Raw genomic sequence first — 16,712 nt, forward strand, 5'->3', positions numbered from 1 at the left:
GAAATGACGTTACAAGAACTTATGCCGCTGATCATCATCGGTGTCATTATTATCGTATTAGCAGTATTATTCACATTCATTCCAGTTATGCTCTGGATCAGCGCTTTGGCTGCTGGTGTTAAAATCAATATATTCACACTCGTCGGTATGCGTTTAAGACGAGTCATCCCATCACGTGTCATTAACCCGCTGATTAAGGCTCACAAGGCGGGGGTCAATGTTGATACGAACCAATTGGAGAGCCACTATTTGGCAGGAGGTAATGTCGATAGAGTCGTTAATGCCTTAATCGCTGCTCAACGTGCAAATATTGAGCTTAGTTTCGAACGTGCGGCTGCTATTGATCTTGCTGGTCGTGACGTACTTGAGGCCGTTCAAATGAGCGTTAATCCTAAAGTGATTGAAACCCCGTTCATCGCGGGCGTTGCGATGGATGGAATTGAAGTTAAAGCAAAAGCCAGAATCACGGTTCGTGCGAACATCGATCGTCTCGTCGGTGGTGCTGGTGAAGATACAGTCATCGCCCGTGTCGGTGAAGGAATTGTATCAACAATTGGTTCCAGCAAGAACCATAATAAAGTGTTGGAAAATCCTGATCTCATTTCTCAAAATGTTTTAGGGAAAGGCTTAGATGCTGGTACAGCTTTCGAGATTTTGTCTATTGATATTGCAGATATCGATATCGGTAAAAATATCGGTGCGATTCTTCAGACAGATCAGGCTGAAGCAGATAAGAACATTGCTCAAGCGAAAGCTGAAGAACGCCGTGCTATGGCGATTGCTCAGGAACAGGAAATGCGTGCACGTGTTCAAGAGATGCAGGCAAAAGTGGTTGAAGCGGAAGCTCAAGTGCCGCAAGCTCTTGCAGAAGCATTACGTTCAGGTAAAATGGGAGTCATGGACTACATGAATTATCAGAACATTAATGCGGATACGGATATGAGAAATACACTTGGAAAAATGTCAGGGGATGAAAACAGTGAAGGGGAAGAAAGTTAACCCTCCACAAAAAGGAGAATGACTATGGGAGACCTTCTCGATCTGATATTCAGTAATTTTTTGATCGTTGCTGCAATTATCGGCGGAGTAATCAGCTGGTTCAGCAGAATGACAAAAGATGAAGAACGTAAAAAGCGGCCGATGGGTTCTCCTCGCTCTGAACCCTCGCCTGAACCTGATAGATCTTCGTCGACAACAGCAACTCAAACAGGTAATGAACAGCATGAAACGAAGTCGAGTAAAGATAGGCTGAAAGAGTATTATGAAGAGAAGCAAAGACGTTTAGATGAAATTTCTGATCACCGTGCTGAACAATCCGATGCTCGACAGACCTTCACTTATGAAACACCGAATAAAGACACACATAGTGCAATGAAAAGGTCCATGGGCACAGAAGAACACCATAAACTTAAAATGGATGGTTGGAGAGATCCAAAAAAGTGGGATAAGAAGCGCGTCTCAGAGGGGATTATCATGGCTGAAATTTTAGGCCCTCCCCGCGCTCACAAACCTCACAGCTCTCATCCTAGAAAAAGATAAAGGAAACGCACGAATTGTAGTGATACAATTCGTGCGTTTTTCGTATAAATAAAAAGAGAGGGGGAAGGCGTATGACCAAATGGCAACATCAAATACGTGCCTGGATCGCTCGTTATTTCGATTTACCTTCCGATGTCATGCTCGATCTGCCTAGGATAACTACTATTGGATCCATACACTTCTACATAGAAAATCACACAGGCCTTCTACATTTCTCAGATCATGAAATCAGAATTCAATATAAACAAGGCCAGGTTAGAATACTTGGTAAAGACCTCGGTGTGAAAATGATGCTTAAGGAAGAACTGATTTTAGAAGGAGAATTGAAATCTGTCGAGTTTTTACCTAACTCTTAATATCCGGAGGTGAGGGGATGGGGAACCAACATGATTTCATTCACGGAATCATGACTGTTCGTGTCCGTGGAAAACTGATTGAGCCTTTTCTTCAAGCTTGCACAAGAAGAGGCTGCCAGATATCCAATATGAAATGGGTCAACGATGAGGAAATCATAATGTCCATCCGATTGAATGAATGGACAATCTATCGTCAACTAAGGAAAAAATATCGAATCAAACTTTCAATCATGGAAGGAAAGGGTATTCCTTTTCTTTATAAGCAAATGATAAGAAGAACCTCACTCGTAATAGCCTTCGTCATGGCTGTCGTATTCATTTTCTTATTGTCCAATACTCTTTGGTCTATTAAAGTGGATGGGTTGACACCAGAATTAGAAGCAAATGTAGAGAGCAAATTGAAAAGTTATGGTGTCTCGCCCGGAAAGCTTACCATCGGGATGAGTGATCCAAATGAAATTCAAAGTAAACTGTTAAATGACATTCCTGATTTATTGTGGGTAGGTGTGAAAAAACAAGGGACGAGCTATCAACTCTATGGAGTTGAAAAAACGATCCATGACACAGATAAAAACAATCGACCATCCAATTTGGTGGCAGCAAAAAAGGGAATGGTAGTCAAAGCATTCATAAAAAAGGGACGCCCCCTCGTAGGCGTGTATGACGTAGTGAAAAAAGGCCAGCCTCTGGCTACAGGGATTCTTGTGGATGATAAAGACACTTTTGTCCACGCAGAAGGTGAGGTTATCGCTGAAACATGGTACAAAGTGGAGCAAACCCTCCCCTTGAAACAAGTGGTCCAATTGACGGATGGGGAGGTTGAAAAACAATACTCTGTTAGCATTGGTCCTATTCAAATTCCGGTATGGGGATGGTGGTCCGGGAAAGAGGGTATGTACAGAGAAGAGGCCCAGGCTACAAAATGGGAGATCTTAGGCAAACAAATACCCATTCAGCTAATGACTGTAAACCATTATCGAATCGATCAGCACACATTAGAAGCAACTAAAGAAAACTTGAAGAAGGTAGGTGTTCAGGCGGCTTCACAAAGCTTAAAACAATACCTTTCTAAAGACTCTGAAATCAAGGGTGAAAAAGTTTTGCACCAACGGAATGAGAATGGTAAAGTTAAATTAATCCTATTATTTAAGGTTCATGAAAACATTGCAGTGACCAAGTATATAAGTCAAGGAGATTGAGTATGCCAGAAGATTTAAAAACCATTGACATTCAATTAGATAACACAACTGAAGCATTAGCCCTTTTTGGGACTGAAGATAGAAATTTGAAGCAGATTGAAGAGCAATTGAAAGTGACTATTATATCTCGTGGTGAACAAGTCCGTGTCTCAGGTCCAGCGGAACATGTACAATTGGTTGAAGGCATCTTAATGTCTGTACTCGCGATCATCCGTAAAGGCTTAACGATTACAGAACGTGATGTCGTGTATGCTGTTGAGTTAGCGAAAAAAGGGAAGATCAATCAATTTGAAGCTTTATTTGAAGACGAAATTACTCGCAACACCAAAGGGAAGTCTATTCGAGTAAAGACTCTTGGACAGAGAAGCTATGTATCAGCCATCAAAAAAAATGATCTTGTATTCGGAATTGGACCAGCAGGAACAGGGAAAACTTACTTGGCAGTCGTCATGGCAGTCAACGCTCTTAAGAATGGAGACGTTAAGCGGATTATTTTAACACGTCCTGCAGTAGAAGCCGGTGAAAGTTTAGGTTTCCTGCCAGGTGATCTTAAAGAGAAAGTGGATCCTTACTTACGCCCGCTTTATGACTCTTTACATGATTTATTTGGTGCGGAGCACACAGCTCGTTTGATCGATCGAGGAACGATTGAAATCGCCCCCCTTGCCTATATGAGAGGACGGACGCTTGATGACGCCTTTGCCATTTTAGACGAAGCACAGAATACGACTCCTGAGCAAATGAAAATGTTCCTAACTCGTTTAGGCTTCGGTTCTAAAATGATTATTACGGGGGATATTACTCAAGTTGACTTACCTAAAGGTGTAAGGTCAGGACTTAAAGTTGCAGAAGAACGTCTGAAACACGTTAAAGGTTCACAATTTATACATTTAGATCAATCCGATGTAGTTAGACACCCGCTCGTACAAAGGATTATCGATGCTTACGAAGGTGACGATGCTTAAGGCCCATGTGTGTGGGTCTTATTTATTGGTTGGTTATGGAATAAATTGTTAAAGAGGGTGGGGACATGAGAAAGAAATTCTTCTCAATATGGAATTTATTCCGGGAACGAACTTTGTTAGTCACTTTTTCGACTGGTATTGTGGTTCTTTTTTTCCTATTGTCCCTTTCCAACGTAAATACTCCTACATATGATTTAGAAAAGTTTAGTACCGCACCAGAGACGATTCGTGCTCCTTTCACAGTTGAAAATGAAAGAAGAACGGAACAGCTCATCAGAGAAACTACACAGGCTGTGGAAGATCGCTATACGATATCAGAAGATATCGAGGCAGAAAGAACAGCCATGATTGTTGAGATTTTCGACAGCGTAGAAGAAGTGAAAAGTTCTGAAGAGGAAGAGGACGGTTTAGAAGACAAGTTGGCTACTCTTCAAACTTATTTATCTGAAGACATAACACAAGAACTTCCGGAAGGCATATTTGAAGCTCTTATGAGAGCGGATACAAGTGATTTAGATCAAGGGGAATCTCTTCTAATCACTTCTTTAGAAGCTGCATTTCGTGAAGGAATACGGTCGGAGGACATTGATGAAGCGAAACAATCGCTTGCCCTTAAAGTTCAATATTCCAATCTCCCTGAATCGCTGAAACAAAACCTGGTTGATTTAGGCGAATTCGGACTGGTTGAGAACGCTTTCTTTGATGCTGGACGAACAGAGGACGCAAGGAGAGAGGCGGCTGCAGAGGTTAATCCAGTATTGATTCGATCAGGAGAAGTCATCGTTTCAAAGGGTTCCACGATTACGAACGATATTATGGAAGAATTGCAATTGACAGGATTGCTTTCAGACCAAAAAGATATATGGCCGATGATCGGACTCGCTTTCTTTTCCTTTTTGTTAGGGTGTATGATGTTGTATGAAAGCATAAAAGCGAGAAAGAGAAAAATGACACTGCAGCATATAGCTGTCATGTTCACCATTACTTTGTTAATGGTATTACTGATGAAAGTGTGCAGTATCTTTGTTACAATCGATCAACCCTTTTACTTCCTACTACCGATCGCTTCGGGGGCAATGCTGATCAAATTATTATGTGATGAACGGCTGGCGGTGGTGATGTCTGTCGTTTATGCTTTGATGGCTTGTCTGCTTTTCAATGGACAGATTGCTGGGGTGTTGAATGCTCAGGCGGGTATGTACATGACAATGTCTCAGCTTTCGGGTATAATTCTCCTCGTTCATTATAAAGACCGTTCAGCAGTCGTAAGAGCAGGAACAGGCGTTGCTCTTATCAATATATGCATGATCACTTTCTTCTCATTCATTTCTTTCGAAAGATATACTTGGATGGATTGGGGGACCTTCAGCGGATATGGAGCATTGGCAGCTTTTTTTACAGTGGTGTTGACGCTGGGACTGCTTCCACTAATCGAGACAGGCTTCGGCATCCTGTCAGACCAAAAGTTGCTAAACCTATCCAACCCGAATCACCCTCTGCTCCGTAAAATTTTAGTAGAGGCTCCTGGAACCTATCATCACAGCGTAATGGTGGCGAATCTGAGTGAAGCTGCTTGTGAATCAATTGGAGCGAATGGGTTGTTGGCACGTGTAGCTGCTTATTACCATGATCTTGGAAAGACAATACGCCCGCATTATTTTATCGAAAATCAAATGGGAACGAGAAATCCGCACGACTTTTTAGATCCTGAACAAAGTGCAGAGATCATCATTTCCCACCCTTATGATGGGGCAGAACTATTAAAAGAAGAGAAGATTCCTAAAGAGATTATCGACATTGCAGAGCAGCATCATGGAACCACTCTTCTAAAATATTTTTATTATCAAGCCAAAAATCAGTTTGAAGGTGTAGAAGAGTTTCAGTATCGCTACCCCGGTCCTAAACCGCAGACGAAAGAAGCGGCCATTGTTTGTGTCTGTGATTCAGTGGAAGCTGCGGTCCGTTCCTTAAGTGGTCCTACTGAAGAAAAAATAAAACAGATTGTTCATGCGATTATTGAAGAAAGGCTGTTAGATGGCCAGTTTGAGGATTGTGAACTAACTATGAAAGAACTGAAGGTTTTAGAGCTGGCCATTTGTGAAACACTAAATGGCATCTTCCATTCAAGAATACAGTATCCAGACACAAAAACATTGGTGAAGGAGGCTAAATAATGATTCATATCGATTTTCAAGATGAAACCAATTCAGTCGATGAAGCTTTTGTAGATCTTATCCAACGCATTATTCATTTTGCAGGTGTAAAAGAGGGGATTCAGGCAGATTCGGAAGTATCCATTAGTTTTGTAGATAACAGCGAAATACAGGAAATTAACCGAAATTACCGTCAAAAAGATCAACCGACAGATGTTATTTCGTTCGCGATGCAAGAAGAAGGCGAAGGGGAAATGAAAATCTTACATGAAGACATGCCTTTAATGCTTGGCGATATTGTCATATCTGTAGATAAAGCGAAGGAGCAGGCCGAAGACTATGGTCATACCCTGGAGAGAGAACTTGGCTTTCTTGCACTTCATGGATTCTTACATCTCCTGGGTTATGATCATATGAACGATGAAGATGAAAAGGTCATGTTTAACAGACAAGAGGAAATTCTTCATGAGTTCGGATTACAACGGTCGTAATAAGAAAAAGTCCATAGGTTTCCGCTTCGCTTGGAACGGTTTTATAGAGGTATGTAAAACAGAGAGGAACTTCCGTTTTCACCTTTTTGCAGCTAGTGCAGCTATTATCGGGGGAGCTCTTTTAGGATTGTCTCCCCTTGAATGGGCTTTGATTGTTATGACGATCGCTCTAGTTCTCACACTTGAAATGGTGAACTCAAGTTTGGAACGCCTTTTAGATTATTTAGCCCCCGAGCATCATCCTATGGCAGGAATCATCAAGGACATAGCTGCGGGCGCAGTTTTGGTTGCAAGTATAGCCTCTTTGGTCATTGCCTTTTTCATTTATGGACCAAAGTTATTCTGAACAAATGAAACTCTTATGAATTTGTAGTAAAATAAAAGAGAGTGTAACACTGAAGTAATCATTGGAGGAACATCTATGACCGAAGAATTCAAATCGGGTTTTGTCACGATCGTAGGCCGGCCGAATGTTGGGAAATCAACGTTTATGAATCGTGTGATTGGTGAAAAAATTGCCATTATGAGTGATAAACCCCAGACAACTAGAAATAAAATCCAGGGTGTCATGACAGATACTGACTCACAGATCATTTTCATTGATACGCCTGGGATCCATAAACCGAAGCACAGACTCGGTGATTATATGGTCAACGTAGCAGAAAATACGTTGAATGAAGTGGACGCTGTCCTCTTTATGATTAATGCGGAGGAAGGCTATGGCCGTGGTGATCAATTTATTCTTGATCGCTTACAGCGTGTTGAACAACCTGTTTTTTTAATTATTAATAAAATTGATAGAGTGCACCCTGACCAGCTTTTGCCACTTATTGAACAATATAAAGAAAAACTCGACTTTGAAGAAATTATTCCAATTTCTGCCTTAGAAGGCAATAATGTAAATCACCTGATTCAAGTGCTGAAAAACCACTTGCCAGAAGGACCTCAGTTTTACCCGGAGGATCAAATCACGGACCATCCAGAGCGGTTTGTAATTAGTGAGTTTATTCGTGAGAAAGTTTTGCATCTCACCCGTGAGGAAATACCACACAGCATAGCAGTAGTAATTGAAGGAATCGAGCCGAGGGAGAATTCGAACGCTGTTTATATCCAAGCTGCGATTATAGTTGAGCGAAAATCCCAAAAAGGGATCATTATTGGAAAACAAGGCAGTATGTTGAAAGAAATAGGAAAACGTGCAAGACAGGATATAGAATCTTTGTTAGGCAGTAAAGTCTATTTAGAGCTTTGGGTAAAAGTGCAAAAAGACTGGAGAAACAAGCAGATTCAACTTAGTGACTTTGGATATCGTGAAGACGAATATTAAGAGTTGGAAAAAATTAAGACTTATGAATTCAGTGTGAGGAAGCATTCTAAGAACATAATCAATGACATTACTTTTTAAATGATTATACCGAAAGGCGGTGTTTCTTGTGCTCGACAAACTTTCATGGAACATGTTTAGACAAACCGGCAGCATCGAAAGCTATTTGTTAATGAAAGAATTGGAGTCTCAAGATCAGCAGTCTCATGAATCACAAGTTTCCTCACCTGAATCAGAACCTTCAGAGGATCTGAATTTGTAACATTAGAAGCAGGTGAACGCTTTGTTAGAAAAGATCGAAGGCATTGTCATTCGTACAAGGGATTATGGAGAAACGCACAAGATCGTTACATTGATGACCAGGGAGAAAGGTAAAATTGGTGTTATGGCACGTGGTGCTAAGAAGCCGAAAAGCCGAATGTCCTCGGTCACTCAACCTTTTATCCATGGGATGTATTTACTACAGATAGGATCCGGATTAGGTTCGATGAGCCAAGGAGAAATGATCTCATCCCTTCGATCTATTCGAGAGGATATCATTAAAACCGCTTACGCGTCCTATTTGGCTGAGCTGACGGATAAACTCGTCGATGAAAAACAGCCGGATCCTTTTATTTATGAACAGTTCTTACAAACATTGACATGGATGAACGAAGGAAAAGATGCAGAAATTCTGAGTCTTATGTATGAACTGAAATTATTCAAAAAAGCTGGTTTCGCCCCGATAGTGGACAGATGCGTGAATTGTGGCAAAGAAGACGGCCCCTTTAATTTTTCTATCCTTGAAGGAGGGTTTCTTTGTTTTCGATGTAAACATAGAGATCAAGATGCATTCGGCTTGAGCGAGACACTTGCAAGACTGTTACGATTATTTTTACATATGGATGTAAGACGCCTGGGACAAATCTCTATGAAAGATGAAAATAAGAAATTATTGCGTCAAATCATTGATGAGTATTATGATCGTTATGGTGGTTACTTTATTAAATCGAAGAAGTTTCTGAAACAGCTTGACTTGTTTAAAAATGAGTAGTTTTTTTGTAGCATACACCTCTAGGTATTCCTTGATGGATTGACAATTAAATACGAATTCAGTATGATTCTATTACTTACTATTACGTTGTGTTGAAGGAAAGTAGTAACTGAGTCCCCAGGGCAATAGCGAGCTTGTGATGGTGGAAGACAAGCGTCATGGATCAGTGAAGGCGTTCTGGAGCAATCAATCGAAAGTGGCTTCCATATGGTTGGAAGCAAATAGGGTGGAACCGCGGAAATCCCGTCCCTATGTCTATTCAGACATAGGGACGGGATTTTTAATTTAATTGGTTCCGTTCTGCTAAATAAATAAGGAGGGATTGTATGAACATCCAAGATATGATATTGACACTTCAGAAACATTGGTCGGATCAAGGCTGCTTGTTAATGCAGGCTTATGATACCGAAAAAGGGGCAGGAACAATGTCACCTATGACTCTTTTGCGCAGCCTAGGGCCAGAGCCTTGGAACGTAGCCTACGTAGAACCGTCCCGGCGCCCGGCTGATGGAAGGTATGGACAAAACCCAAATCGGTTGTATCAGCACCACCAGTTTCAAGTCATTATGAAACCATCGCCTGACAATATTCAAGAACTATACTTAGACTCTTTGAAAGCTCTTGGAATAGATCCAAATCAACACGACATACGTTTCGTTGAAGATAATTGGGAGAATCCAACTTTAGGTGCAGCAGGTTTAGGATGGGAAGTATGGCTGGACGGAATGGAAATTACACAATTCACTTATTTCCAGCAAATTGGAGGCCTTGAAGCTCGTCCGGTATCTGCAGAAATAACTTATGGTTTAGAGCGCCTCGCTTCCTATATCCAGGACAAAGAAAACGTCTTCGATTTGGAGTGGACTAATGGCGTTACGGTAGGCGACATCTTCATGCAGCCAGAATACGAACACTCCACTTACACATTTGAAGAATCTGATGAAGATATGCTTTTCAACTTATTCTCAACTTATGAAAAAGAAGCACAACGCATCATGGAAAGAGGACTAGTATTCCCTGCTTATGATTACGTGCTAAAATGCTCGCATACGTTCAATCTTCTCGATGCTAAAGGAGTCATCAGTGTGACTGAACGAACAGGTTATATCTCACGAGTCCGAAACCTGGCAAGAAAAATCGCCAAAACATACGTGGAAGAAAGGGAACGTCTAGGGTTCCCAATGCTTCAAAGCGAGGAGGATGACCATGAATAAAACGGTTTTGTTCGAACTAGGTGTGGAAGAACTCCCAGCTCGATTCATCGATGATGCATTAAATCAACTTGTAATAAAAACAGAAGCCTGGTTTGATAACCAACGAATCCCATACGGGAAAGTCAAAGGCTATGCTACTCCGAGAAGATTAGCAGTTCAAATTTCAGAAGTTGCAGAAAAACAACCTGATATTGAAGAAGAAGCTAAAGGCCCTGCCAAAAAGATCGCTCTTGATGAGAATGGGGAATGGACAAAAGCAGCCATTGGATTCTCCAAAGGACAAGGGAAAGATGTGGATGATATCTATTTTAAAGAAATCAAAGGAACAGAGTATGTCCACGTGAAAAAATTCATTGAAGGACAGGCGGCTTCTCAGTTGCTTCAAGATTTTCGATCTGTTTTCCTCGATTTGAACTTTCCCAAAAATATGAGGTGGGGAAGTTATGAGATGCGTTACGCCCGTCCTATTCGCTGGATGGTAGCTTTGCTTGGCGAGGAAATCATTCCTTTTCAAATCGAAAATGTATCGACGGATCGAACCAGTTATGGCCATCGCTTCCTGGGTGATAAAGTCTCTCTGTCAGAGGCTTCAGAGTATGAGCAAATTTTAGATGAACAATATGTCATCGCCTCTGTTGAAGATCGCAAAAATAAAATTCGCGAACAATTATTACAGCTTGAGAAAACAAACAATTGGAAACTCATTCTTGATGAAGCTTTATTGAATGAAGTTACCCACCTTGTAGAGTATCCAACTGTATTTAGTGGAGAATTTAATGAGGAATTCTTGGACATTCCTGAAGAAGCATTAATAACTTCTATGAAAGAGCATCAACGATACTTTCCAGTTCGTTCGAATACAGGAGAATTGCTTCCGTACTTCGTAGGTGTGCGCAATGGTGATGATCAGCATATAGAAGTTGTTGCAAAAGGAAATGAAAAAGTATTAAAAGCGCGTTTAAAAGATGCACAATTCTTCTATGAAGAGGACCAAAAAGGCTCGATTGATCAAAAGCTATCAAAGCTGAACCGGATGGTTTATCAGGAAGAGCTGGGTACTTTAGCGGACAAAGTGAATCGAATCGTTGCGGTCACAGGCAAGATAAGCGAGTGGTTGAATCTTGATGATAAAGCGCAGAAGCAGGCAAAAAGAGCTGCTGAGATCTGTAAGTTTGATTTAGTTACTCAGATGGTTGATGAGTTTACAGAACTTCAAGGAATTATGGGCGAGAAGTATGCTCGTTTATTCGATGAAGATGAGGAAGTAGCGATCGCAATTAACGAGCATTACATGCCTAGGCAGGCGAATGGGGAGCTTCCATCCTCTACAATTGGGGCCATTGTGAGTATTGCAGATAAGCTGGATACGATCGTAGGCAGCATATCCATTGGAATCATTCCAACAGGTTCTCAGGATCCATACGGTTTAAGAAGACAAGCATTAGGAATTCTACAAACACTGAACGATAAAGGCTGGAATATTTCTGTAGAGAGTCTAATTGACTTGGTTCATCAGTTCTATCAGGAATTGAAGCTCCCGACCCGTGAAAAAAAGGATATACGTACTGATCTTCATGAATTCTTTAGAGTGCGTGCAGCTTACCTTCTAAGAGAAGATCAGATCGATCCGGACGTCGTGGAAGCCGTGTTAGCTAATGGTATCAATATTTACCCGACTACACTTGAAAAAGCCAAAGTTCTTGTTGATAAGCGGCAAGATGCAAGTTTTAAACCTGTACACGAAGCACTTGGACGCGTCTTAAATCTTGCAAAGAAAGCAGACGACTATACCTTAGAACAGGACTTGTTTGAAAATGATTCAGAAAGCCAACTCTACCATACGTTCACAAAAGTACACGAGGATTACGAAGAGGCACTTAATAAAGAGGCACCGGCGAAGGCTCTTGAAATTCTCTCTGAGCTGGCACAGCCTATTCATCAGTTCTTTGATCATACGATGGTGATGGCTGAAGATGAGAAGGTTAAGAGAAACAGGTTGAGCTTACTGAATTTGATTGCCTCCGATATCAAAGCATTTGCGGACTTGAATGCAATCGAGTGGAAACAACAATTCTAAGGTTCCTTCTTTTACCCTAGCTTTAAAATGAGCTATAATAATGAAATAGTATGTCACATTCAGTGGTCAGGGTGGTGAAAGATTGGAACTCTCCAACCGGCAAGAGCAAATTATTCAAATCGTTAAAGATAATGGACCGATAACAGGGGAAAACATAGCAGACCAATTAAATTTAACACGGGCGACCTTGCGTCCGGATTTGGCCATTCTTACTATGGCTGGATTTTTAGACGCAAGGCCACGTGTAGGCTACTTCTTTACTGGTAAAACCGGGTCAGAGCTATTAACAGAAAAGCTGAAGAAATTCAAAGTTCAGGAGTATCAATCTGTACCGATCGTTGTTGAAGAAGATGTATCTGTATATGATGCCATCTGTGCGATGTTTCTCGAGGACGTGGGAACTTTATTTGTCACCAATGAAACCTCTCATTTGGTCGGAGTTCTATCGAGAAAGGATTTATTACGTGCAAGTATAGGAAGTCAAGACTTAACATCTATACCAGTTCATATTATTATGACCCGTATGCCGAACATTACGGTTTGCGAGCAGGACGATCTCTTACTCGACGCTGCACAAAAATTGATTGAGAAACAGATTGATGGTCTTCCTGTTGTTCTGCCTTCAGCAGAAGGGTTAGAAGTAATAGGTAGATTAACTAAGACAAATATCACTAAGGCGTTAGTCGAGCTCGCCCGTGATCAACACCTATAAGTTGGCTTATTAGTGAGGAGGGTGACGATGGGGAAACCATTCATTTATGTACTATCTGATTCAGTAGGGGAAACGGCAGAGCTAGTTGTGAAAGCGGCTTTAAGCCAATTTGATGACGGTCCCTTTGATCTTCAAAGGATTCCTTATGTAGAGGATAAGGGTACCATCAACGAAGCTGTTCTGCAGGCAAAAGAGCAGGGGGCTATGATTGGATTTACTTTGGTCATTCCTGAGTTTAGACAACATTTATTAGAGCAAGCCAAAAAACACGATATCGAATGCGTCGATATAATGGGACCAATGATGGAAGTGATGGAACGTCACTTCAATATAGAGCCTCGTCTAGAGCCAGGTTTAGTCCACAAATTAGATGAGGATTATTTCAAACGTGTGGAAGCTATTGAGTTCGCTGTCCGTTATGACGATGGAAGAGATCCAAGGGGAATATCAAAAGCTGATATCGTGCTGATCGGGGTTTCTCGGACGTCGAAAACACCATTGTCTCAGTATTTAGCCCATAAGCGATTGAAGGTGGCTAATGTACCGATTGTTCCAGAAGTACAGCCTCCATCTGAGTTGTTTCGAGTAGACAAGAGTAAGTGCATCGGTTTGAAAATCAGTGCAGAGAAATTAAATGACATTAGAAAAGAAAGGTTGAGATCTCTGGGACTAGGATCTCAAGCAAGCTACGCCAATATCGATCGGATTGAACAAGAAATTGAGCATTTCAATCGTGTTGTTGACAGAATTGGTTGTGAGGTGATCGATGTCTCTAATAAAGCGGTAGAAGAGACTGCAAATGTCATTATGAATAAAATACGAAAAGAATCTCAAGAATAGTCAAAAGAACAAAAGTCGCGCTATGGTTAAGCGCGACTTTTGTTGGGAACAATGAAAAATAGGTAAAATTAGATATAGCATATAGGAAAGGAATGTATTATAATATTAATTTGTGAAAAAAACGTTTAATCTTCTTTGAAAAAATATTAATGCACTGTAAATCGCTCTATGTCTAAGAAACACTTTTCAGAAAAATAAAACATTATAAATTAAGAAGGATTCTATGTTTGATTGTAGAAATAGTGATACTATGTCAAAACAAATTCAAAATGTGTGGGTAGATGCCGATAGTTGTCCCGTTCAAGATGAAATTGTCGAGGTCTGTACAAGCTACCAAATCATTCCGAAGTTTGTTGCAACGGTTAACCATTATAGCCCCAATAAAAACGAGCAAAATTGGACGTTTTTGGATCATGGGTCCCAAACCGTAGATTTATTCATTATCAATCATACAAAGGCAGGAGATGTTGTCATTACTCAAGATCTGTCTCTTGCTGTACTATTGACATCCAAAAGGGTTTATGTAATTACGCCTAGAGGTAAACTAGTTAAAGAAGATGAAGCGAATACAATCATGGAGCAAAAGCATATCAGGCAGCAGACGCTGAAGCGAAGCAAAAAATGGAAAGGTCCATCTGCTTTTACAAAAGCAGATCGAGAGCACTTTCGCGTTCAACTTGAAAAAATCTTGTCTCAACATGAAGGTTTTCAGTAAATCGCATCGAATAATTGTTTAGTATGGTGATGAAGTATGGCTGGACATATTCCAGAAGAGAAAGTTGATGAAATACGCCGGTCAACGGATATTGTGGATGTTATCGGTGAATATGTCGACTTAAAAAAACAAGGAAGAAACTATTTTGGACTTTGCCCTTTTCACGGGGAAAGCACTCCTTCTTTTTCCGTTTCTGCTGATAAGCAAATCTTTCATTGCTTTGGATGTGGAAAGGGAGGGAATGTGTACACCTTCCTCATGGAGATGGAAGGCTTCAGCTTTATACAAGCTGTTAAGCAATTAGCTGAACAGACTGATATTGAATTGCCTGAGCAAATGACACAGGAGGAGCCATCGCAGCACAGTGAAGAATCACAGAGCATATTAGAAGCTCATCAGTGGTTGACGAAACTCTATCATCATTTGCTGCGAAATTCGAAAGATGGAAAGTCAGCTTATCAATATTTAATTGACCGTGGGTTCACGGAAGATACGATTAAAAAGTACCAAATAGGGTATTCTCCTAATTCTAAAGATTTTGTTGTCACGTTCCTTGAGAAAAAAGGGTTTCATCCTCAAACGATGGTAAAAGCCGGGCTGCTCAGTTCGAATGAACAGGGCGAATACGCCGACAGGTTCAGAGGGAGAGTCATTTTTCCTTTACGCAACCATCTTGGCAAAACGGTGGCTTTTGCTGGCCGCTCCCTTGGACAACAGGAGCCTAAATACTTGAACAGTCCTGAAACGGAGCTGTTTCACAAAGGAAGGCTGCTTTATAATTTTGATCAGGCGCGTTCGGCGATCCGGAAACAAAAAACAGTCATATTATTCGAAGGTTTCGGAGATGTCATATCTGCTGATCAAGCAGGAGTTCATAATGGCGTTGCCACAATGGGAACCTCTATATCCAGCAGTCAGGCGAACCTGTTAAAACGATACGTCGATAAAGTTATCATTTGCTACGATGGAGATGAACCAGGCATCGAAGCAGCTGTTAAAGCAGCTAAGCTAATAAAAGGCGTGGGCTGTCAAACCTTTGTTGCACGAATTCCGGATGGAATGGACCCGGATGACTTTATTCAACAACATGGTGGAGATCGATTTCAGAAAGAGGTCCTTGATACGAGTGATACGTATATTGCTTTTATCATGAGTTACCTGAGGAGGGACTACAACCTCCATTTAGAAGGAGATCGCATCGCTTATATCGAAAACGTATTACATGAGGTCGCTTTACTTGAACGAGCCGTTGAACGAGAACACTATTTAAACGAATTAGCAAATGAATTCGATATGTCAGTGGACACATTGAAGGAAGAAGTTCATCGGATCAGAGGACAAAAGAGCCCAGCACGGGATAACGTGGAGCAGAACCGTCATACTAATCGTAAAAGCCACTCACCAATTCAAAATAGATTGCTTCCTGCTTTTCATAATGCAGAAAGGAAGCTTATTGCATATATGTTGAAAGATCCACTAATAGCTGATAAAGTTCAGGAGGAATTAGGAGGCGGATTTAATATCTCTGATCATCAGGTAATTGTTACTCATCTTTATGCATATTATGAAGACGGTAATGGTTCGGACATAAGTCAATTTGTAGAAAAGCTTGATGATTCCGCTCTTAAAAACCTTGTTATTGAATTAGCTATGACCTCCCTAAGTGAGGAAGTGTCTGATCAAGAAATTCAGGATTATATTTCTTTTGTGAAAGCTGAGAACAGTGATCGTACAGAAATAAAAACGCTAGAGGCTGAATTGAAGAAAGCCGAACAGCAAAATGAACCAATTAAGGCGGCTGAGATTGCTATGAAAATCATTCACCTTAAAAAAGAATTGAAAAGCACTCATTCATAGTTTGTGTAGATATGTTGGAAGGAGGGGGACTTATGGCAGATAAGAAACAACAGCCATCACGTTCTAAAGAAACTGAAAATACAAATGAATTGACACTTGAGCAAGCGAAAGAGCAAGTGTTGGAAATAGGAAAAAAACGAGGCGTACTTGCTTACGAAGAAGTAGCTGAAAAGCTCTCCAATTTTGAACTTGACTCTGATCAAATGGATGAATTTTATGAACACCTTAATGAGCAAG

General features: G+C 40.9%; 18 protein-coding genes. All 18 read left to right on the forward strand.

Annotated elements, in window-relative coordinates; all coding sequences use genetic code 11:
• Positions 1-3 precede the first annotated feature (3 nt).
• Positions 4-999: a flotillin-like protein FloA gene (gene floA, locus LD39_RS02395; protein ID WP_035542535.1), complete on the forward strand. Its 996-nt coding sequence runs from the start codon at positions 4-6 to the stop codon at positions 997-999.
• A 24-nt stretch (positions 1,000-1,023) separates the two neighbouring features.
• Positions 1,024-1,539 carry a hypothetical protein gene (locus LD39_RS02400; protein WP_035542506.1) on the forward strand — a complete coding sequence of 172 codons (516 nt, stop codon included), beginning with the start codon at positions 1,024-1,026 and terminating at the stop codon, positions 1,537-1,539.
• A gap of 71 nt (positions 1,540-1,610) precedes the next feature.
• The gene (yqfC, locus tag LD39_RS02405) at positions 1,611-1,895 is read left to right on the forward strand and encodes a sporulation protein YqfC (RefSeq protein ID WP_035542507.1); all 285 of its coding nucleotides are present in this window, start codon (positions 1,611-1,613) and stop codon (positions 1,893-1,895) included.
• A 17-nt stretch (positions 1,896-1,912) separates the two neighbouring features.
• Positions 1,913-3,094, forward strand: coding sequence for a sporulation protein YqfD (yqfD, locus tag LD39_RS02410; RefSeq protein ID WP_035542508.1), 1,182 nt, complete (start codon positions 1,913-1,915; stop codon positions 3,092-3,094).
• Positions 3,095-3,096: 2 nt separating this feature from the next.
• Positions 3,097-4,059 carry a PhoH family protein gene (locus tag LD39_RS02415; protein ID WP_035542510.1) on the forward strand — a complete coding sequence of 321 codons (963 nt, stop codon included), beginning with the start codon at positions 3,097-3,099 and terminating at the stop codon, positions 4,057-4,059.
• A 65-nt stretch (positions 4,060-4,124) separates the two neighbouring features.
• On the forward strand, positions 4,125-6,233 hold the full coding sequence (locus tag LD39_RS02420) for an HD family phosphohydrolase (RefSeq protein WP_035542511.1): 2,109 nt from the start codon (positions 4,125-4,127) through the stop codon (positions 6,231-6,233).
• Positions 6,230-6,703, forward strand: a complete 474-nt coding sequence (gene ybeY / locus LD39_RS02425; RefSeq protein WP_035542512.1) for an rRNA maturation RNase YbeY — start codon at positions 6,230-6,232, stop codon at positions 6,701-6,703. Before LD39_RS02420 ends, ybeY begins: the two co-directional genes overlap by 4 nt.
• Positions 6,678-7,049, forward strand: coding sequence for a diacylglycerol kinase family protein (locus LD39_RS02430; protein ID WP_035542514.1), 372 nt, complete (start codon positions 6,678-6,680; stop codon positions 7,047-7,049). The genes ybeY and LD39_RS02430 overlap by 26 nt, the downstream gene beginning before the upstream one ends.
• A 75-nt stretch (positions 7,050-7,124) precedes the next feature.
• Positions 7,125-8,030, forward strand: coding sequence for a GTPase Era (era, locus tag LD39_RS02435; RefSeq protein ID WP_035542517.1), 906 nt, complete (start codon positions 7,125-7,127; stop codon positions 8,028-8,030).
• A gap of 106 nt (positions 8,031-8,136) precedes the next feature.
• Positions 8,137-8,289: a YqzL family protein gene (locus LD39_RS21935; RefSeq protein WP_081988246.1), complete on the forward strand. Its 153-nt coding sequence runs from the start codon at positions 8,137-8,139 to the stop codon at positions 8,287-8,289.
• A gap of 21 nt (positions 8,290-8,310) precedes the next feature.
• Positions 8,311-9,060 carry a DNA repair protein RecO gene (gene recO / locus LD39_RS02440; RefSeq protein ID WP_035542518.1) on the forward strand — a complete coding sequence of 250 codons (750 nt, stop codon included), beginning with the start codon at positions 8,311-8,313 and terminating at the stop codon, positions 9,058-9,060.
• A gap of 326 nt (positions 9,061-9,386) precedes the next feature.
• Positions 9,387-10,274, forward strand: a complete 888-nt coding sequence (glyQ, locus tag LD39_RS02445; protein WP_035542520.1) for a glycine--tRNA ligase subunit alpha — start codon at positions 9,387-9,389, stop codon at positions 10,272-10,274.
• A complete protein-coding gene (gene glyS / locus LD39_RS02450) occupies positions 10,267-12,351 on the forward strand; it encodes a glycine--tRNA ligase subunit beta (RefSeq protein ID WP_035542522.1) in 2,085 nt (694 codons plus the stop codon). Before glyQ ends, glyS begins: the two co-directional genes overlap by 8 nt.
• Before the next feature lie 82 nt (positions 12,352-12,433).
• A complete protein-coding gene (locus LD39_RS02455; protein ID WP_035542524.1) occupies positions 12,434-13,063 on the forward strand; it encodes a helix-turn-helix transcriptional regulator in 630 nt (209 codons plus the stop codon).
• 27 nt (positions 13,064-13,090) lie between these two features.
• Positions 13,091-13,903 (forward strand): pyruvate, water dikinase regulatory protein, encoded by an 813-nt coding sequence (locus LD39_RS02460; RefSeq protein ID WP_035542527.1) that lies wholly within the window; start codon positions 13,091-13,093, stop codon positions 13,901-13,903.
• Between the two features lie 250 nt (positions 13,904-14,153).
• Entirely contained in the window at positions 14,154-14,618 is a 465-nt protein-coding gene (locus LD39_RS02465; protein WP_035542536.1) for a DUF188 domain-containing protein, read from the forward strand.
• Positions 14,619-14,654: 36 nt separating this feature from the next.
• A complete protein-coding gene (gene dnaG / locus LD39_RS02470; protein WP_035542530.1) occupies positions 14,655-16,475 on the forward strand; it encodes a DNA primase in 1,821 nt (606 codons plus the stop codon).
• A gap of 32 nt (positions 16,476-16,507) precedes the next feature.
• Positions 16,508-16,712 (forward strand): RNA polymerase sigma factor region1.1 domain-containing protein (locus tag LD39_RS02475; protein ID WP_035542532.1); only part of this gene is annotated, 205 nt, incomplete at its 3' end.

Source organism: Halobacillus sp. BBL2006 (assembly GCF_000786645.1).
Taxonomy (GTDB): Bacteria; Bacillota; Bacilli; order Bacillales; family Halobacillaceae; genus Halobacillus.